This is a genomic window from Amycolatopsis roodepoortensis (assembly GCF_014873915.1).
Taxonomy (GTDB): Bacteria; Actinomycetota; Actinomycetes; order Mycobacteriales; family Pseudonocardiaceae; genus Amycolatopsis; species Amycolatopsis roodepoortensis.
This window is the reverse complement of the sequence record NZ_JADBEJ010000001.1, coordinates 1074321-1093042: the sequence shown is the minus strand read 5'-3', so window position 1 is coordinate 1093042 and position 18722 is coordinate 1074321. Positions and strand designations below refer to the sequence as shown.

Below are 18722 nucleotides of genomic sequence, written 5' to 3'. Positions count from 1 at the left end.
CGTGGCTACTATGCGCCCTATGACAGACGGTTTCGAAGATGCGTGGTCGCTCGCCGAACCCGTCAAGGGCTGGATGACGCGGGAGCAGGGCCTGTCCTTGTGGAACGCGGCGTGCCGCCTGGACAAGGGCGACCTCATCGTCGAAATCGGCAGCCACCAGGGGCGTTCGACGATCGTGCTCGCCAGTGCTGCCCGCACGGTCGGCGCGCGGGTGGTCGCCGTCGACCCGTTCGTCGACGGCCGCCTGTTCGGCGGATCGCCGACACGCCAACGGTTCGAGACGAACTTGCGGAAGGCCGGCGTCGAGGACGTCGTGGAACTGGTGGCGGAGTACAGCACGAAGCTCCGCCCGAGCTGGGATCGCCCGATCCAGCTGCTCTACATCGACGGAAAACACGACTACTGGACCTACACGGACGACCTGCGCTGGTCTTCCAACCTGACCGACGGCCGGGAAATCCTGGTCCACGACTGTTTTTCGTCGATCGGCGTCACCCTCGGCACGATCGCGAAAGTCCTCTTCGGACGGCGCTACACCTATCTCGACCGCGCGACGTCGCTGGCGCGGTTCCGGCTCTCCCCACCGTCGTTGAAGGACAGACTGCGCGTGCTCGCCCAGATGCCGTGGTTCCTGCGCAACGTCGGGATCAAGATCCTGCTGCGGCTCCGGCTGGCGCCCGTCGCGAGGATCTTCGGCCACGACAGCCCGTACGACCCTTACTGAGTGAGCGGCTTGCCGACGTCGACCTTCGCGAGACAGACCGGAGCCCCCTTGGCGGACAACTGGAAGCCGATCTTGTCGAAAAGTCCCTCGATAGGCAGGTACATCGTGTGCAGCCCGGGCTGGAACCACACCGGCACACGGGCGCCGTCGCGGTCCACGAACCCTTCGCCGCCGTCCGAGGTGAAGTAGTCGATCCGCAGCAGATAGCGGCCGAGAACGGGCGTGTCCAACGGAACGCGGACCAGTTGCTCGCCGACGGTGTACCCGCAGCCCGCCACCGGGCCGGGCACGCCGCGGGAAACCGGCTCCACCCCGGTGATCGTCCGTGCGGTACCCGAATCGTCCAAAAGGGACATCCGGCTCGTCGGCTGGTCGAACTGGAAACCCGGGATCAGGCCCACCACCCGTGACGTGCGGGCGTTTTCGCCGAACCAGCCGTGCAGGACGTCGTTCGGCACCGCGGTGTCGAACAGCACGAGATCGGGATCCCGTTCGATCGAGGCCCGCGCGTTGGCGAGGAACTCCCGGGAGTGGTCGAACCGCAGCCCGGGCGCCAGCCGGGAGAACCCCACGGCGGAACTCGCGAGCAGGGCGAGGCACAACGCCAGGGCGACCGGGCGTTTCGCCGTGGACGGCACGGTATCCGAAGGCCGGTCGAGAAGTTTGGGCTCGAGAAAGGCGAAAGCGAGACACAGCGCGACGACGAGCGCCAGGTCCGCGACGTAACGGGGATCGCTGCCCAGTTCCGGGCCGACCTCGGTGAGCCGGGTGGCCGCCGAAAGCCCGATGTCCGCCACGAATACCAAGCCCAGCAGCAGCCACGCCTTCCTGGCCCGGAGCCCGCCCACGCGGATCCCGGCGACCAGCACCACGACGGCCAGGAGCAGCAGCGGAATCCGCACCGCCACGGGTGAAGCGGCGAACGTCGCACCGGGGCCCGGACCCGACCAAGGCCCGCCCACTAGTCCGGGGATGAGGGTGTCACCGAGCATCCGGGCGGTCATGTCCGCGACCGTGCCGACCGTGACCGCGCCGCCGCCTTGCCCGACCTGACTCGTGGTCAAGGCCAGGAAAACGACGGCGTAGCCCGCGAGGACGGCGGCGAGGACACCCATGAGCACGAGGTGCCGGCGCAAGGAAATCCCGAGCAGCACGGTGATCCCGGCGATAAGCACCGGGATGAACACGGCCTTTTCGTAGAAGGCCAGCCCGAACACGGTCCAGGCCACGGTGGCGATCGCCCAGCGCCCGCCGTCGGCGAGATACCGCACGTGCGCGTGGAGGGCGGCGGTGGCGGCCAGGAGAACCGGCGCGATCTGGATGGCGTACGCCCACCACAACGTCGGGACGAGCAGCAAGGTCGACGTCGTGAACATCGTGAACGGGACGAGAATCCCCCACCGGCGGCCGAAACAGCGCACCAGCACCGCCCACAGCAGCACGGAGGACGCCGCCTGCATCAGCAGGACCGGCGCCATCAGCACGGCGAAGTTCAGCGGTGCCCACGCGGTCAGCACGTCGGCGAGCAGGAACCCGCCCGGCGCGAGATGGCCGTGGTAGTCCTGGAAGAAGTAGCCGAAGTCGAACGGGCCCGACTTCGCGGCGTGGTAGGTGATGACGAAATCGTCCTGCGCGAGGCTGCCACGCAGCGCGGCCCACGCGTGCAGGACGAACGGGATCACGCCGGCGGCCGACGCGGCGAGCACGACCGGCGAAGGTCTTTTCCCCCGGAGGAGCACGGATCGCCTCAATTCTTGCAGGTCGGCGGCTGGCACATGATCTTGCTCAGCGCCTGGTAGAAGACGTCCGAGATCTTCCTCGGATCGGGGGTGGTGAACGAATCCCCGCCGGTGGCGGTGGAAACCTGCCGCAGTTCGGACGCGTCGATATCCGGCCCGATGCCGATCCCGATGACGGGCAACGGTTTCCTCGGGTCCTGGAGCTTACCCAGTTCCTCCAGCAGCCGCGGCAGCCCGATCGTCTCGCTGTCCTCGTTGCGGCCGTCGGTGAGGACGACGACCAGGTTGATCCGGCCGGGTTTCCAGTTCTGCCTGGCGTTCTGATACGCGGCGAGGATCGAATCGTAGAGCCCAGTCGCGCCGCCGGCCTTCGGCCGCACGGCCTGAAGCCGCTCGACCCCGCCCGACGACTTCTGCTCGGCGATCGTCTTCATCGGCAACAGGACCCGATGGTCCTTGTCACCGTCCAATTTGGTCGAGAACAGCCACAAGCCCAGCTCGGTGGAGGGTTTGAAGAGTCCGAGCCCCTGTGTCGCGGCCTGCAACGTGAGCTCCATCCGGCTCTTCCCTGTCCCCGACACGGCGGCGGCCATCGAACCGGAGACGTCGAGCAGCACCTGGACCCGGGCGCTCAGGTTCGTCCCCGCCCAAGCCTGGAGCGCGGCATACAGGTCCGCCACCGGCGGCGGCCCCGGCGGTTGGGGCGCCGGGTCGGTCCGGCTGTCCTGCGCCCGCGGCACGGCGAACTGGCCGCTGGGCGCCCGGAATCCCTCGTCGGCGAAGATGCTGCCGGCGAGCGGATCGAGCAGCAGCCGCAGAAAACGTTCCGCCGCGGTCCTCGACGCTTCGGATGCCTTGGGCAGCACGACATACGGGTAATCGAACCCCTGCACCGGGACACCGGGATACACGGCCACCAGATTCCGTGCGAGTACCGACTGTTCGGTCGCCGGGGCCTGCCCCGACGCGGGGTTCAGTTTTCGCATGGCGGCGGTGAAGGCCGCGGCCGGATCGGGCTCCTTCTCGGTCAGCTTCCGCAGGGCGAGCAGCGTGGCGACGCCGAGCGGATCACGCGCCGGGTCCGGGATCCCGACCGGGGAGCCGTCGAGGATCTCCTGCCAAGCGGGAGCTTTTCCCGGCCAGCCGAACCGTCGCGCCGTTTCGTCGGAAAGTCCCAGCACCACCGGGGAATTCGCCACCGACTGACCGGATTCCGGCAGGTTCCACGCGCCGGCGTCCCTCGCCTGCGACAACATCGTGCTCGACTCGGGAACCCAGACGTCGGGCCCGCCGGAGGCGGTGGTCCCGAGCAGATCGGCGACCTCGGCCGACTCCTTCGCGGTCACGTTGACGCTGAAGCATTCTTCCTGCGGCACGGTCTTCGCGAGCCGCGTGAGCACCGGTGCCACGTCGGGTGCCGCGGTGATCTCGACCGGCGTCAGCGCGTCGCAACCGTTGCCCGCCAACCGTGCCCGCAGATAGTCCACGCCCCACCAGGCGCCGAGTGCGATCACCAGCAACAGGCTCAAGACGACGACGGGCGCGTTGAAACGCCCGCCACGCCTCGGGCCTACCTGCATGTGCATGCCTCCGAGGTGCGGGGTGAGGACCTGGGATGTTGCCCAATCCGCCCGCGAACGTCAACCCTCGGGTAACTTAGCGCGCTCCGCTACGGCAAACGGCCTAACCGAACGCGTGACTCGCGTGATTGAAGGCGTAACTCGCGTGATCAGAGGCGTAACTCGCGTGATCAGAGGCGTAACTCGTGAGTTACGCCTCTGATCACGCGAGTTCTGCCTAACCGAAATACCTTCCGGCACCGATGTGGGCACCGGCGTTCTGCCACCATCCGGCGTCACCGGTCGAGTCGATCCCGTCCGCGATCACCGTCGCGCCCGCCATCGTCGCGGTGTCGATGAGGTTCCGCAGCGAACGTTCCGCCAGTGGTTCCGTCCGCCGCTCCGCCAGCCGGGGCGCGATCCGGACCGTCCGCACGGGCACGTCGACGAGGCAGACGACGTCACCGGCCGCGCCGAAGTCCTGCAGTTCCGCGTCCACGCCGATCTCGGCGAGGAGATGCAGGTTGTCCACCGTTTCGCCGAGTTCGGCGAGCAAGGCGCCGGCCGGGAAGCCCAGCCGCAGCCGTGACGGCCCGAGTCCGGTCGTGGTCAGGATGGTCCGCACCGATCCGACGAGATCGGGGTCCGCGGCCTGGTGCGGGGTCAGTCCCACGACCATCGGGAGCCGGTCGTCCGCCTCCTCGCAGGCGGTGCGGATGAGCCATTCGCCCAGCGGCACGATGAGACCGGTCTCGTCGGCGAAGCGGACGCAGGTGTCGTGACCGATCCGGCCGTGGCGCGGGTGGTTCCACGCGAGTCTCGCCTCGATCCCCGCCGGCCTGCTGTCCGCCAGCCACGTCAACGGCCGGAAGCCGACCTCGAGCTGACCGGTCTCCCAGGCGCCCGCCATGGAGACGGCCAGGCCGAACTCGTGCCGTTCCCTGGTGTCGAGGACGGAGTCGGACAGCGCCCACTGGCGGTAGCCGTTGGCCTGCGCCCGGCGCAGCGTCATCCCGGAGACGCGCAGCAGCTCGTTCGGCGCGATGTCCCTCGGTGGCCGGTGCACGACCCCGATACAGGCCGAAACCGCCACCCCGCTCCCGCTGTCGAGGTAGACCGGTTCGGCGAGCTCGTGGTTGATCATGCCGATGACGGTGGCGACGTCCGGGCTGGCCGCGGTGTTCTGGATGAGGATGCCGAATTCGTCGCCGCCGATCCTGGCGACGAGCGCGTCCTCGCCGCCGACGACGGCCCGCAGTTTCGCGGCGACGTTCTTCAACAGGTCGTCGCTCTGTTTCTGGCCGAGCCCGCCCGCGATCAGGGAGAAACCGTCCAGGTCGAGGTGGTAGACCGTGACGCCGAAGGACGGGTCGGCGTGCCGGAGCGCCCGTTCCAGGCGGGTGCCGAAGCACTGCCGGTTCGGCAGGCCGGTCAGCGGGTCGTGCAGGGCCTGACGGCTCAGCTGCCGCTGCAGCAGGGAGACGTCCGTGTCGCCGGCGACCAGGGTGATCAACTGCTGGGCTTCGCCCGCCGGGTCGCGGATGACGGCGCCGGTGAAACCGGCCCACGTCGGTTCCTCGTCCTCGGCCACGAGTCTTCGCGACAGCTCAAGCCGCTGGCTCTTGCCGTCGAGCAGCTTGCGGTAGCCCTCGCGCAGGCCGTCGGCGTCGTCCGGGTGCACGAGGTCGTAGAGGTTCACCCCGGTCAGGTCGGCGACGGGCCGGTTCACCATTTCGGCGAACGCGGGGTTCACCCGCTGGACGCGGCCGTCGACCCTGGTGACGGCCACGCCGGTGGCCGAACCGGTGAAGAGCTGCTCGAAGCGCGCCTGGGTCAGCACCAGCTCACGCCGGGTCTCCCGTTCGAGCGTGACCATGGTGCGGCTCAGATCCTCTTGCTGGGTCTGGATGCTCTCGCGCAACGCCTCGCCGTAGCCCGCCGCGAGCGCGCCGAGCACCTGGAGGACCCGTTCGGGGAGCGATTTCACGCTCTGCAACTCCGGCTCGTGCAAGAGCCCCTTGCCGAGCACCTCCATCGTCCGGCGGAGGCTGTCCGGGCCGACGCATCTGAGCGCGACGAGCCGCGCGCCGGCTTCGGTGGCCTGCGCGGGCTCGGGGTCTTCACTTTGCACCGCCGCGAATACCTGGTCCAGGAGAGCGGCGAAATGCTCTTCGATCTGGGCGTGGGTATACGGAAGATACGCCGTACCGGTGACCAGGTAGGCCCATTTGCGGGCCAGCGTGGCGCGGCTCGGCGCGGTGTTCTTCCGCTTCGGGGATGCGGAGGATGAAGTTCTCTTCGGGGCGTCCGGCGATACGGGGAACTCATCGCCGTCCGGAAGTGGGGCAGTCACGTCCGCCGGTCCTGGGGTCGCTTTCGTATTCCGTGGTGGAGAAACATCTTCCACGATTCTCTAACCGTACTCACGGTTCACCGATCATCCAATCGGGTGGTCACCCTACGGTACTGCGACTCCCGTCTTGTCCCTCGGCCATACGCGTTGCGTTGTAAGACCGGCGAATGTCCGGCACCGGACAGAACGTAAGCGGAAAGCCGCGCCTCGGTGCTTTCCGTCGCGTGGAACTGTCCGTGTATCGAGCGGCATTCTCACAGAACCCTCTCCGGAATCGGGACGCTCGGAAGGACCATGAACTCTACACGTGGTGATCGAACGTTCACCGTCAGCCCGCCGCACCCCCGTGAGTGGTGATGACGAAGGGCGTCATCACCACTCACGACCCCCTCAGGGCAGCACGTCGGTCACCGTGTCCTTGATGACCTGCCACTTGCCGTGCTCACGCACCAGCGTCAGGCTGATCGTGTAGTGCCGGTCGATGTTCTGCGACGGAGCCTTGTAGTAGGCGTCGAGGATCGCGAAGCCCATCTTGCAGTCCTCGACGACGGTGTGCGTCACCGTCCACGGCATGCTCCACTCGTACGGCAGCTTGAACTGCACGTCGATCACCGGGTCGACATTGGCGTCGTAGCCGATGATCGTCTGGCCCTTGCGGCCGATGGTCACCATGTTCTTGTGGATGATCGCCCGGTAGCGGGCCGCGTCACGTTTGTTGAAGCTGTCCATGTCCTCCCAGACCGCGCGGTCGAACGCGCGCTGGCAGGCCTGCCGCTCCGTCTCCGCCCGCTGGTCACTGGCCGCCGCCGCGGCGGGCACGGCGATTCCAGCCGCCGCCACGACCACCCCGGCCAACGCCGCGTAATACCGCTTGCGCATGGGATTCTCCTCATCACGTCCCGTATTCCGTCCCCCGCAGGTTCGCCGGACGGCGCATCACAGCTGCATCACTTCCGCACCGGCGCGGGCGGACCGCCGGTTAACCTCGCGGGAGGGGGTGCGATGGAGTTTCGGATTCTGGGTCCGGTGCAGTGCCGCAGCGGCGCGCGGGCGCTGAAGCTGGCGGGCTCACGGCAGGAGCGGATCCTGGCCGCGCTGCTGCTCGGCGCCGATCGCGTCGTCTCGGTCTCGCGGCTGGTGGACGTCGTCTGGGACGAGGACCCGCCCGCCACCGCCACCCGGCAGATCCGCAATCTCACCACCGCGCTGAAACGCGCACTCGTCGCCGAGGGCGCCGCCGATGACGTCCTGACCGCCGAGGGGCCGGGTTTCGTCCTGCGTCCGCGCGCCTTCGACCTGCGCACGTTCGAGGAGCACGTCTCGCGAGGCGAGTTCCGCGAAGCACTCGCGTGCTGGCGCGGCCCCGCTCTGTCCGGTGTGGACAGTATGGTGCTGCGTGGCGAGGCCGAAGAGCTCGACGAGCGCCGTCTGTCCATTGTAGAGCGCTGCCTCGACGAGGAGATCTCCGCCGGGGAGGACACCGTCGCGGAGCTGACGGCGCTGGTCGCCGAACATCCGCTCCGGGAACCGTTCGCCGGGTTGCTCATGCGCGCACTGCATCAGCAGGGCAGGCAGGCCGACGCGCTGAACGTCTACCGGCAGGCACGGACGCGGCTGGTGGAGGAACTCGGGATCGAACCCGGGCCGAAGCTCCGCGAGCTCTACGAGCGGATCCTCCGCGACGAGCCGGAATACGGCAAGACCCGCTGCTTCCTCCCTTACGACGTCCCGGATTTCACCGGCAGGGAAGCCGAGATCGGCCAACTGCTCGACGCCCTCCGCCTCGGCCGCCCGGTGGCCGTCGACGGGATGGCCGGTGTCGGCAAGACCGCGCTCGCCGTCCATGTCGCGCACCGGCTCGCCGCCGACTTCCCCGACGGGCAGCTGTTCGTGGATCTGCACGGGCATTCCCCCGCCCGCGAACCGCTTTCACCCGAGGCCGCGCTCGAAGCGCTGCTCGGCCAGCTGGACGTTCCGGCGAGCAGGCTCCCCGGCGGTGTGGACCGCCGGGCCGAGCTCTGGCGCGCCAGAACGGCGGGGCGGTCACTGCTCGTGGTGCTCGACAACGCCGCGAGCGCCGAACAGCTGAGGCCGTTGCTGCCGGGTTCCGCCACGGTCGCGCTCGTGGTCACCGGCAGGCGCCGCCTCGCCGCCGTGGACGGCGCCGCGTCGATCAGTCTCGAGGTCCTGCCCGACGAACAGGCGGGTGCTCTGTTCGCGGCCGCGTCCGGACGACCCGATGCGGGTGTGGCCGCGTTGTGCGGGAATCTGCCGCTGGCGATCCGGATCGCCGCGGCACGGCTCCAGAATCGTCCACAGTGGACCGTGTCGACCCTGGCCGAACGGCTGGGTTCCGAACACGACAGGCTGGCCGAGCTGAAGGTCGCGGGACGCGACGTGGCCGCGGCCTTCGCACTGTCCTATCGGGAGCTCGACTCCGCACAGCAGCGGATGTTCCGTTTGCTGGGGCGGAATCCCGGCACCGACATCGGGGTGCCCGCGGCGGCCGCGCTGGCCGGTGTCGGCGAACCCGAGGCCGAAGGCCTGCTGGAGGACCTGCTCGACGCGCATCTGCTCAGGCAGCCCGCGCTGGGCCGCTACGCGTTCCACGACCTGATCGCGGAGCACGCCCGCAGCGTCGCGCGCGACGAGGAATCGGGTCCGGCGATGACCAGGCTGCTCGATCACTACCGCGACGGCGGCGGCCCCGGCTGGTACCGCGGGGAACGGGCGAACCTGGTCGCGGTGACGCGCCACGCGTTCGACGCCGGCCTCGACGAGTACGCCTGGCGGATCGCCGAGGACACCACCGAACACCTCCGGGAGAACGGGTATCTCGACGAGTTGCTCGCCGTGGCGCGGACCGGGGTCGCCGCCGCCCGCCGGATCGGGGATCCGCACGCGATCCAGCTGAGCCTGGCGGGTCTCACCCTGGCGTTCTGGGAGAACGGGCGGCTCACCGAGGGAATGGACTGCGCCATGGAGCGGCTCGACGTCGTCCGGAGATCCGGCGATCGGGCGGCCGAAGCGATCGCGCTGTCCCGGGCGGGCGCCCTGCACAGCATGCTCGGCCGTTACGCCGAAGCGATCCGGTTCTATCGGGACGGCCTGGCCGTCGCGGACGGCGGTACCGACGCCGCCGCGACGCTGTGGACCAACCTCAGCAACACGCAGGAGGTCCTCGGCGACCTCGACGACGCGCTCGAATCGGCCCGGCGGTCGGTGGCGCTGCGCGAAGACGACCGCGGCATGATTCTGAGTTCGGCCCAGCTCGGTCTCGTCCTCGCCCGGCTCGGCCACTTCGAGGAAGCCTTCGAGACCATCGAGCGTTCGATCGCCGCTTCGTGCGAACTCGGCTACCTGTTCGGCGAGGCATGGAGCCGGATCGACCTCGCCGAAGCCCTGCTGCTCGCCCACCGGCCGGGCGACGCGCGCGCTCAAGCCGAGCGCGCGTGCGCGATCCTCACCCGGCTCAACCATCCGCTGCTGCTGTCCATGGCGGCGAACAGCCTGGGCACCGCCTGTCTCGCCCTCGGCGAGACGACGACGGGCCTCGGACGGCACCGGCTCGCGCTGGAAACGGCGAGGCGGATCGGTTACCGGCTGCAGGAGGCCCGGGCGCTGGCCGGGCTGGGACAGACCCGCGCCGCACGCGACCACTACGCGGCGATGGGCCTGTCCCCCGAACCGCTGAAGGTCGTCACCTGAGGAACCCGGTGAGCAGATCGCGCAAGGTGTCCGGCTGGCGGAGGACGCCGTGGTCCTGCCCCTCGACGGTGGCGTAGCGGGCGCCGGGGACCGTGTCGGCGACCGCGCGGGTGCCCGCCCGCATCCAGGCGTCGCTCTCCCCGCCGTCGAGGACGAGCGTGGGGACCACGATCTTGGCCAGCCGGTCCGCGGGCAGCACGTTGCCGGGACCGCAGAGCGCGAGGTCGTACGGCAGGGTGTGGGCGAGGCCGGTGAACCACGCCCAGATCGCGTCGTCCCGCATCCCCTTCACGACCTCGGCCGGGGTGGCTGTCCCCTCGACCAGGAACAGTTCGGCCGCGCCGTCGCGGTCGCCGTCGGCGATCAACGCCCGGACGCGGTCGAAAAGGTCGGCCGCGGGCCGCGTACGGCTGTCGTCGACGACATACGGCGGCTCATACACGGCGAGGCTGGTCATGGCGACGCCTCTCGCGGCGGCCTCCAGGCCCAGCACCGCGCCTGACGAGTGCCCGAACACCGCCGCCGAACCACCCACGTGCTCGACCAGCGCGGCGAGATCCTCGACCTCGCGCTCCACCGAATAGACCGCGCCCGCGCCGCTGTCACCGCGTCCGCGCCGGTCGTAGGCGATCACGCTGAAGTGCGGGGCCAGCGTCGCGGCCAGGCCGGCGACGGTCGTCCGGTCGTTGAACGCGCCGCCGACCAGGATCACCGGCGCGCCCTGCCCGGTGCGATCGAAGGCGATCGAGGTGCCGTCGGCCGAGGTGACGGTCTCGAACGAGGTGGTCATCAGGTCCTCCAAGGGGTCTTTCGCACTTTAGCTTCGTCCCTGGGTCGGAGCCGACGACCACCGCTCGACATCACTTCCGGAGATTTCCGAAGAATTCCCGGAGCTCGGCCACCACGTCGTCCGGGACGGCCATCGCGACCATATGGCTGGGGCTTTCGTGATCCGCCCAGCGCACGATGTCGTTCTTGCGGGTGGCGATCGTGCACAGCGCGGACGGCCCGCCGTGCGACACGCCGGTCGGCACCGCGGTCTGGTCGATCGGCATCGCCGCCGCTCCCTCGTAGTACGGCCACAGCGAGGTGCCACCGGTCCCGGTCAGCCAGTACAAGGTCGCGTTGGTGAGCAGGAGGTCGCGGTCGATCGGCTCGGCAGGCGCCGAGCCCTCGGGCCAGCCGTCGAACTCCTTGAACCGTTCGACCAGGTACGCCAGCTGCGCGACCGGCGAATCGAGGAAGCCGAAACTGAGCGTCTGCGGCCGGTTCGTCAGGTACGGCGCGTATCCGCTGCCGCCCGCGAAACGCTCCAGCAGCCCCGCGAGCTCCGCTTGATCCCGTTCGGTGAGCCCCTCGAACTCGGCGGGATCGCCGGTCGGCACGCCGAGCCCGGACGTGATGTGCGAGCCGATGACGTGGTCGGGCGCGTGCACCGCGAGACAGGGTGTCACCAGCGCTCCGGCGTCGTTTCCGTGCGCGCCATAGCGTTCGTAGCCGAGACGGCTCATCAGCTCCGCCCAGATCCGCGCCACTCGCGCGATGTCCCACGGGCGCTGGTCGGCCGGCTCCGGGAACTGCGAGAAGCCGAAACCCGGCAAGGACGGCGCGACGACATGGAAGGCGCGCGACGGATCGAGGCCGTGGGCTCGCGGATCGGTGAGCGGCCCCAGGACGTTCAGGAACTCGGCGATCGAATTCGGCCAGCTGTGCGTCATGATCAGCGGGATCGCGTCCGGTTCCGGCGACCGGACGTGGAGGAAGTGGATCCGCTGTCCGTCGATCTCGGTGGTGAACTGCGGAAAGTCGTTGAGCCGCTTCTCGTACGCGCGCCAGTCGTAGCCGTCTCGCCAGTATTCGGCCAGCTCCTTGAGGTACGCGACGGGAACGCCCCTGCTCCACTCGGCACCGGGCAGCGCCGACGGCCAGCGGGTGCGGGCCAATCGGTCGTTCAGGTCGTCCAGATCGGACTGCGGGATGTCGATGCGGAACTGCTCGATGTCGGTCATGAGGCGACCGTAGGGGCCATTCAGGCCAGATTCTGGCCTGAATGGCCCGGCAGTCAGTCGACTAAACGCGGCGCGGTCGTCCGTGACCCTTCACGGTGAGGCCACCGCCGCTCATGGCGTGCTCATGGCCGAGCGTGTCGCGAAAGCCACTTTCGCGACGTCTGATGTCCCGAAAGTGGCTTTCGCGACACGGCCCGCTGGCAGCAAGCATGGAGGGGCGAAGGGAGCTTCACCGCATCCGATGCGTGAAAGTTCCCTTTACGACAATGTCCTGACCTGAATGGCCCCGCAGTCAGTCGACTAAACGCGGACGATCTGTGTGGCGCCGAAGGTGTCCTTCACCGGTACTTCGACGGTCTTGCGCCGCACGGTCACGCGCAGGACTTCCTGCCGCTGCGTCGGGTCCGAAACGGCCAGCTTCCAGCCGTCGCGGGTCCGGCCGAGCGCCATCGACGCCGGACCGGATGCCGACACCTCGTCGACCGAGCCGGCGGCGAAGAAGTTCGCCAGCAGCGTCGCGTCCCACAGCCGGACGGCCTGCACGGTCGCGGTGTTGGACCGCACGCGCCACGACCAGACCGAGGCGATCGTCTCCAGCACCGACGCGGTGGGCAGGACGGCGTACGCGTAGCTCGCGTTCGAGGGATTGGCGCCGTGTTCGATGACCAGCTTCTGATAACGCCGGGTGTAGGGCACGGTCGTACCCTTCGTGTTGGCGCCTTTGTCGATGTCGCGCCAGGTGCCCGTCCGGTCCTCGCGCAGCGCGGTGACCTCGGCGTTGTCGAGCAGGACGTACCCGCCGACCTTCTCCAGGTGCAGCCATCGCTTGCGCCGCAACGACTCCGAGCCGCCGACGAGATGACCGTCGGCGAGCAGGACACCGGAGCCGTTCTCGCCGAGGTTACGGTTCTCGATGGTGGTGCGGACGCGCTCGCCGGAGGAGTCGGTGATCCCGGCACCGAGGCACAGCACGCCCGAGGGTGTGAAGAACCACGACTTCTTCGCGGTCAGCGTGCCGTCCTGGGAAATGAAGTCCAGGGCGTGCGCGCCATGCCGCGCGTCCCAGCGGACCCCACCGCAGTGATCCTTGCTCGTCAGCGGGACCGACTCCAGTTTCGGCGTCGGGCCGGTCTTGGTGGTCGTGCCCGGCAGCAAGAGCGGGTCGACCGTCGGCCAGTAGGCGTCGGTGAAATGTCCCTTCGCCTTGGGCAGAAACAGATACAGCGACCCGTCACCGACGTACCAGCCGTGCAGGTTCATCGAGTTGATCGACTCGTACCGCGAGATCCGGGTCGAGGCGACGCCGAGCGAGGCCGACCAGCCTTCGGTCACGTGCACCATCCGGTCCTGCTGGCCGAACACGCGATGCGTCGCGACCGTCCGCGCCGGCCGGATCCCGGTCGCCAGCAACTCCTGCGCGAACTCGATACCGGGGATGCCGACGAGGTCCGGCCCCGGCGCGAACCGTTCGGGATCGGGGATCTTCAGGTACGGCGCGAACGTGTCTTCGGTGATCCACTTCGCGGCGAGACCGCCCAGTTCGTCCTTGCGCCGGCCACTCGCCGACCGCGCCAGCAGAACCACCGCGCCGGTGAGCTGATGCCCGATGTCGTGCGCGGATTCCCCTTGCCGCGAAAGGAACCGGCCGCGGACCGACTCCATCATCGCGCCCGCGTGGACGAACGGCGCGAACGTGTCGGCGACCAACGCGTACGCGGCATCGCGCACGTCGGCGGGCAGTGCGAACTCCGTGCCCTGGGTGACGTGGATCGCGGACGCGACGGCGGTGAGCAGGATGATCCCGTAATGCCCGGGATACGGCACCGAGTCGTGCTGCAGAAACGAGCCATCGGTGTGGAAACCGTCACCCGCCGCGCGGTGGAGTTTGGCGATGACGCTCGCCGCTCCCCCGCCTTCGACGTCGGTGAACGCGCCGACACCGCGACGGATCCGGTCGGCGTCGCCGAGCATCGCACCGGAGACGATCGAGATCATCGACTTGTCCGCGCGGTTGGCACCGGTCTCGACGACGTTGGGGTTGTTGGTGCGACGGTTCGGATCGCCGGAGAATTTCAGCACCGGCTTGAGGTACTTGGCGAGTTCGTCCTTGGCGAGTTTGTCGGCGACCGTCGCGAGGATGTGCAGCAGGTAGAGCGGGATACCGATCTCGTAGGTGTACCAGTTGCCGATCTCGGCGGTCTTCTCGCTGTACTGATCGCTGGTGTACAGCAGTTCCAGCGCGCCCTTGATCCGGGCTAGCACGGCGGGATCGCCCGCCAGCGCGCCACCGGGGGTGCCCCAGTTGACCGCGATCGCGCGAAGCCGGGCGTACATCGACGTCGTGAACTCGCTACCTGGGCCGAGCGGGAGGTCCTTCCACAGTGGACCGCCGTCGACCGTCATGCTGTCGTGGTAGGCCTTCGCGACCCGGTCGAGATTCGCCAGCGCGGCGGAGCGTTCGGCCGACGGCCGGTCGATCCCGGTCTGCAGCTCGCGATAGCCGGACACGATGGACGACGTGCCCGAGGCCGCAGGCTGCGCTGACGAAGGGCTCGCGAGCGCGGTCGTGAGCGCTACCGAAGCGGCCGCGGCCGCGCCTCCCCGCAAAGCCGTTCTCCTGTCGAAGTATCCGAAACCGGGCATGACAGTGCCTCCCAAAGGTCGAAATACGGCAACAAGGGCGGCGGCGGGTGCTGGGGCTCGTGAGTGGTAAGGACGGTTAGAACCGTCCTTACCACTCACGAGGTGTTACTGGCGCTTCCCGTCGGTCCTGCGGGGCAGGTCCCACGGGTTGTTCTCCTGCAACGGTTCCGGCAGGAGCTCGTCGGGGAAGCCCTGCCAGGCGATCGGTCGCAGGAACCGCTCGATCGCGGCGGTGCCGACCGAGGTACTGGTCGGCGCGGTGGTCGCCGGGTAGGGACCACCGTGTTCCTGTGCCCAGGTGACCGTGACGCCGGTCGGCCAGTCGTTCCACAGGAGACGGCCGGCGACGCGGGTGAGCGACGGGAGCACCGGGCGGATCCAGTCCACATCGGACTCTTCACCCTGGATCGTCGCGGTGAGCCCGGGTTCCATCACGCCGAGCAGGCTGATCAGCTCGTCCTGATCGGCGTAGGTGACGATGAGCGAAGCGGGGCCGAAGCATTCCTCGCGGACGGTGTCGGCGTCGGCCAGGAAGGCCTTGGCGGTGGTGGCGAGCAGGGTCGCACCGTGCGAGATCCCTTCCGTACCACCGGATTCCGACAGCACCTCGACACCGGCGACCTCGCTCAGCTTCGCCAGCCCGTCGGCGAATCCGGCCGCGATCCGCTCGTTGAGCATCGGCTGCGCCGGGACCGCCGCGACGGCCTCGCGCAGCGTGTCTTCGAGGCCGTGGCCCTCGGGCAGGAACAGCAGCCCCGGTTTGGTGCAGAACTGCCCGGCACCAAGGGTGAACGAGCCCGCGTAGCCCTTGGCGATCGCTTCACCACGCGCGTCGATCGCTGCCCGCGTGACGACGACCGGGTTGACGCTGCCGAGTTCGCCGTAGAACGGGATCGGCGACGGCCGCGAGGTCGCGATGTCGAACAGCGCGCGCCCGCCCGGCACGGAACCGGTGAACGACGCCGCCTGGATCCTCGGGTCCTTCAGCGCCGTGACACCGTTCTGCTGACCGTGGACGACCGCGAAGATCCCCTCCGGCGCACCGGCCTTGACCAGCGCGTCACGCAGGATCTCACCGGTGCGGGCGGACAGCTCCGGGTGCCCCGAGTGCGCTTTGAGCACGACCGGGCAGCCCGCGGCCAGCGCCGACGCGGTGTCGCCGCCCGCGACACTGAACGCGAACGGGAAGTTGCTGGCGGCGAACACCAGCACCGGCCCGATCGGGGTGAGCAGCCGACGGATGTCCGGCCGCGGTCCCATCGGCCACGCGGCGTCCGCGTGGTCGACCGTGGCGCCGAGGAACTCGCCGTCGGCCAGCACCTCGCCGAACAGGCGCAGCTGGAACGTCGTGCGCTTCAGCTCGCCCTGCAGCCGCGGGGAGGCCGGGAGATGAGTCTCCCGGTTTGCCAGCGCGATCAGCTCGTCGGCGGCCGCGTCGAGGGCGTCCGCCGCCGCGTTCAGCCATCCGGCGCGCTGGGCTGGGGTCGCGGCCGCCGTCGTGCCTGCCGCATCGGCGGCGGCCGCGAGGATCTGTTCGAGCGTGGCGGGATCCGTTGCCTGGCTCATTTTTTGCGTCTCCTAGAGTTCTTGCGCGGCGCTGACGGCGGCGATGAGATCCGCCCAGCGCCCCGGGCCGGCGAGGCCGAGGTGGTACAGGTGCAGCTCGGCGGCGCCCGCCTTGCCGAGTTCGATGGTGTAGGCCTCGATGTCGGGCACCGGGCTGGCGGCCACCGCGGTGATGTAGCTACCGACGGCGACCTTCTCCGGCAGTTTCGCCCGTGCCGCCGCGACGGCGCCGACGCTGGGACGGCCGGGTGCCCAGTTCTGCAGCACCACCGCGTCGACGTCGTCCGGGGCCGACGGCGTCAGCCCCGGCAGCGCGCCGGTGACCCACGGGTCCATCGCGCCGTGCAGCACGATCCGTGGCCCATCCGGGATCTTCTCGAGCACCGCGCGCCGAAGAGCGTCGGTCGCGTTCTGGCGCGTGTCGAGCAGGACCTGCCGCAGGGTGGGCAGGATCTTGTCCTCGGTCGCCCGGAGGTCGCCGCTGTCGATCAGCCGCCGGACCTCGGCCCGCAGCTTGCCCAGCGCCTTCGCCGGGTCCTGCCCCGCCGCGGCCCAAGCATCGAGACACTCGTCGCAGCAGCAGATCGAGAGCAGCCGGGCCACCGCGGGCGACCAGACGCCGTCGGTCTTCTCGTGCTGGTGCTGGTGCACGGCGCCGAGCGGACCGCAGGCCTCGAGGATGACCGTGGCGAAGTCGAGCCCGGCGAGGCTCTCCGCCGTCACGTTCGCCGCGTACTCCCGGACCGCGGGCTGGCCGGGACACAGCGCCCACGGATACCGCTCGCCGAAACAGTTGCGCACGGTGAAATCCGGGAACTCCGTGCCCAGCTGCGAATTATGGGTCAGCACAATCCACGCCGCGGCCGGGATCCCCGCGCCGTTCAGCGTCCGGACGGCGTCGCCGGCGCTGTCGCGGCTTTCGACCCAGTCCGGCTCGGCGGGCTTCAGCTCACCCCACGCCTCCTCACACACCGGGCGGTACAGCGCCGCGTGACGCGCGACGACCGAAGTGCGCTCCGGCGACCAGGGCGTCGCCGCCCGGGCGCTGTGGTACGACACGGCGACGGCGACCTCGTCGACGCCGAGTTCCCGTACGCGCTCGACGAAGCCGGGATCGTCGACGACGTCCCAGGGGTAGGCGTATCCGGTGACCTTCACCTCGTCACCACCGTGCCGTGTTCGGTTCGAAGCTTCCGACGAACTTCCGCATATAGGTCACGTCATCCCGTTTGGTCTGTCCACTTCGGACATAGTCTTCATGGGCCCGCGCCAGCGCGTCGGGGTCGAGTTCGACCCCGAGCCCGGGCTTGTCGGGCACCGCGACCGCACCGTCGGCGAACTCCAGCGCACCCGGGGCGATGACGTCGGCCGTCTTCCACGGCCAGTGGGTGTCGCAGGCGTAGGTCAGGTGCGGCGTCGCCGCGGCCACGTGCACCATAGCGGCCAGACTGATCCCGAGATGACTGTTCGAATGCATGGACAGCCCCACGTCGAAGCATTCCGCCGTGGTCGAGAGGGCTTGGGTGTCCCGCAGGCCACCCCAGTAATGATGGTCCGAAAGTATTACGCCGACCGCCCGCTGCCGGAACGCCGGCTCGATGTCCGCGAAGCGCACGACACACATGTTCGTGGCCAGCGGCATGTTCGCCTTCTCCGCGACCCGCGCCATGCCCTCGATGCCCGGCGTCGGGTCTTCGAGGTACTCCAGGACGCCGTCGAGTTCTTCGGCGACCCGGATCCCGGTCTCGACGGTCCACGCCGCGTTCGGGTCGATGCGGAGCGGGTGGTCCGGGAAAGCGTCCGCGAGCGCGCGGATCCCGTCCATCTCCTGGTCGGGGTCGAAGGCGCCGCCCTTCAGCTTGATGGAACCGAAGCCGTACTCCTCGACCATGCGGCGTGCCTCGCCGACGAGCGCCTCCGGCGTGGTCACCTCGCCCCACGAGTCCTCCTCGGCACCGATGTGGGCGCCGAACTTGTAGAACAGGTAGGCGGAGAAGTCGACCTTGTCGCGTGCCTTGCCGCCGAGCAGGTCCACCACCGGCCTGCCGAGGTAGTGGCCCTGCGCGTCGAGCGCGGCCACCTCGAACAGCGAGTACACGCTGGCGACGGTCTTGCTGACGGAAAAGCCGCCGGTGAGGCCGTGCGCGTCGGCGAAGACGACCTCGCCGAGGGTGGTGGCGACCTTCCGGCGGAGGCCGGGCAGGTCGAACACGTCGTGCCCCTTGAGTTCCGGGAGCACCTTCCTGACCTGCTCGAGGAACGCGAGGTCACCGTAGGACTCGCCGAGGCCCACCACGCCGTCTTCGCAGATCAGCTGGACGACACCGCGCAACGCGAAGGGCTCGTGCACGCCCATCGCGTTGAGCAGCGGAGGGTCGGCGAAGGCGACCGGGGTCAGGACGACGTCGAGAACCTTCATCT

12 protein-coding genes are annotated in these 18722 nt (G+C 69.2%); 2 read left to right on the top strand and 10 right to left on the bottom strand.

The window, feature by feature from the left end; translation table 11 throughout:
• Window positions 1-19: 19 nt before the first annotated feature.
• Window positions 20-724 carry a class I SAM-dependent methyltransferase gene (locus H4W30_RS05180; protein WP_192741726.1) on the top strand — a complete coding sequence of 235 codons (705 nt, stop codon included), beginning with the start codon at window positions 20-22 and terminating at the stop codon, window positions 722-724.
• Here the strand turns inward: H4W30_RS05180 and H4W30_RS05175 are convergent.
• From H4W30_RS05175 to H4W30_RS05160, 4 genes are all read right to left on the bottom strand, one after another.
• A complete protein-coding gene (locus H4W30_RS05175) occupies window positions 718-2463 on the bottom strand; it encodes a hypothetical protein (RefSeq protein ID WP_192741725.1) in 1746 nt (581 codons plus the stop codon). The genes H4W30_RS05180 and H4W30_RS05175 overlap by 7 nt on opposite strands.
• Before the next feature lie 8 nt (window positions 2464-2471).
• Window positions 2472-4049 carry a substrate-binding and VWA domain-containing protein gene (locus tag H4W30_RS05170; protein WP_225948771.1) on the bottom strand — a complete coding sequence of 526 codons (1578 nt, stop codon included), beginning with the start codon at window positions 4047-4049 and terminating at the stop codon, window positions 2472-2474.
• 211 nt (window positions 4050-4260) lie between these two features.
• Entirely contained in the window at window positions 4261-6375 is a 2115-nt protein-coding gene (locus H4W30_RS05165; protein WP_192741724.1) for an EAL domain-containing protein, read from the bottom strand.
• A gap of 390 nt (window positions 6376-6765) precedes the next feature.
• On the bottom strand, window positions 6766-7254 hold the full coding sequence (locus H4W30_RS05160) for a DUF4440 domain-containing protein (protein ID WP_192741723.1): 489 nt from the start codon (window positions 7252-7254) through the stop codon (window positions 6766-6768).
• 123 nt (window positions 7255-7377) lie between these two features.
• Here H4W30_RS05160 and H4W30_RS05155 point away from each other — a divergent pair, with 123 nt between their 5' ends.
• Entirely contained in the window at window positions 7378-10083 is a 2706-nt protein-coding gene (locus H4W30_RS05155) for an AfsR/SARP family transcriptional regulator (protein ID WP_192741722.1), read from the top strand.
• Here H4W30_RS05155 and H4W30_RS05150 read toward each other — a convergent pair.
• From H4W30_RS05150 to H4W30_RS05125, 6 genes are all read right to left on the bottom strand, one after another.
• The gene (locus tag H4W30_RS05150; RefSeq protein WP_192741721.1) at window positions 10076-10873 is read right to left on the bottom strand and encodes an alpha/beta fold hydrolase; all 798 of its coding nucleotides are present in this window, start codon (window positions 10871-10873) and stop codon (window positions 10076-10078) included. The genes H4W30_RS05155 and H4W30_RS05150 overlap by 8 nt on opposite strands.
• A 70-nt stretch (window positions 10874-10943) precedes the next feature.
• Complete coding sequence (locus H4W30_RS05145) at window positions 10944-12092, bottom strand: epoxide hydrolase family protein (RefSeq protein WP_192741720.1); 1149 nt, start codon at window positions 12090-12092, stop codon at window positions 10944-10946.
• 300 nt (window positions 12093-12392) lie between these two features.
• Window positions 12393-14735: a polysaccharide lyase family 8 super-sandwich domain-containing protein gene (locus tag H4W30_RS05140; RefSeq protein ID WP_192741719.1), complete on the bottom strand. Its 2343-nt coding sequence runs from the start codon at window positions 14733-14735 to the stop codon at window positions 12393-12395.
• Between the two features lie 105 nt (window positions 14736-14840).
• A complete protein-coding gene (locus H4W30_RS05135; protein WP_192741718.1) occupies window positions 14841-16301 on the bottom strand; it encodes an aldehyde dehydrogenase (NADP(+)) in 1461 nt (486 codons plus the stop codon).
• Window positions 16302-16313: 12 nt separating this feature from the next.
• Window positions 16314-17459, bottom strand: a complete 1146-nt coding sequence (locus tag H4W30_RS05130; protein WP_192741717.1) for a hypothetical protein — start codon at window positions 17457-17459, stop codon at window positions 16314-16316.
• A 4-nt stretch (window positions 17460-17463) separates the two neighbouring features.
• On the bottom strand, window positions 17464-18720 hold the full coding sequence (locus tag H4W30_RS05125) for a glucarate dehydratase family protein (RefSeq protein WP_192741716.1): 1257 nt from the start codon (window positions 18718-18720) through the stop codon (window positions 17464-17466).
• Window positions 18721-18722 lie beyond the last annotated feature (2 nt).

What these genes read in the sequence shown, in the direction of transcription:
- H4W30_RS05135 (WP_192741718.1), bottom strand. Translation starts at nt 16,301, where the DNA reads ATGAGCCAGGCAACGGATCCCGCCACGCTCGAACAGATCCTCGCGGCC.
- H4W30_RS05140 (WP_192741719.1), bottom strand. Translation starts at nt 14,735, where the DNA reads ATGCCCGGTTTCGGATACTTCGACAGGAGAACGGCTTTGCGGGGAGGC.
- H4W30_RS05125 (WP_192741716.1), bottom strand. Translation starts at nt 18,720, where the DNA reads ATGAAGGTTCTCGACGTCGTCCTGACCCCGGTCGCCTTCGCCGACCCT.
- H4W30_RS05180 (WP_192741726.1), top strand. Translation starts at nt 20, where the DNA reads ATGACAGACGGTTTCGAAGATGCGTGGTCGCTCGCCGAACCCGTCAAG.
- H4W30_RS05170 (WP_225948771.1), bottom strand. Translation starts at nt 4,049, where the DNA reads ATGCACATGCAGGTAGGCCCGAGGCGTGGCGGGCGTTTCAACGCGCCC.
- H4W30_RS05145 (WP_192741720.1), bottom strand. Translation starts at nt 12,092, where the DNA reads ATGACCGACATCGAGCAGTTCCGCATCGACATCCCGCAGTCCGATCTG.
- H4W30_RS05160 (WP_192741723.1), bottom strand. Translation starts at nt 7,254, where the DNA reads ATGCGCAAGCGGTATTACGCGGCGTTGGCCGGGGTGGTCGTGGCGGCG.
- H4W30_RS05155 (WP_192741722.1), top strand. Translation starts at nt 7,378, where the DNA reads ATGGAGTTTCGGATTCTGGGTCCGGTGCAGTGCCGCAGCGGCGCGCGG.
- H4W30_RS05150 (WP_192741721.1), bottom strand. Translation starts at nt 10,873, where the DNA reads ATGACCACCTCGTTCGAGACCGTCACCTCGGCCGACGGCACCTCGATC.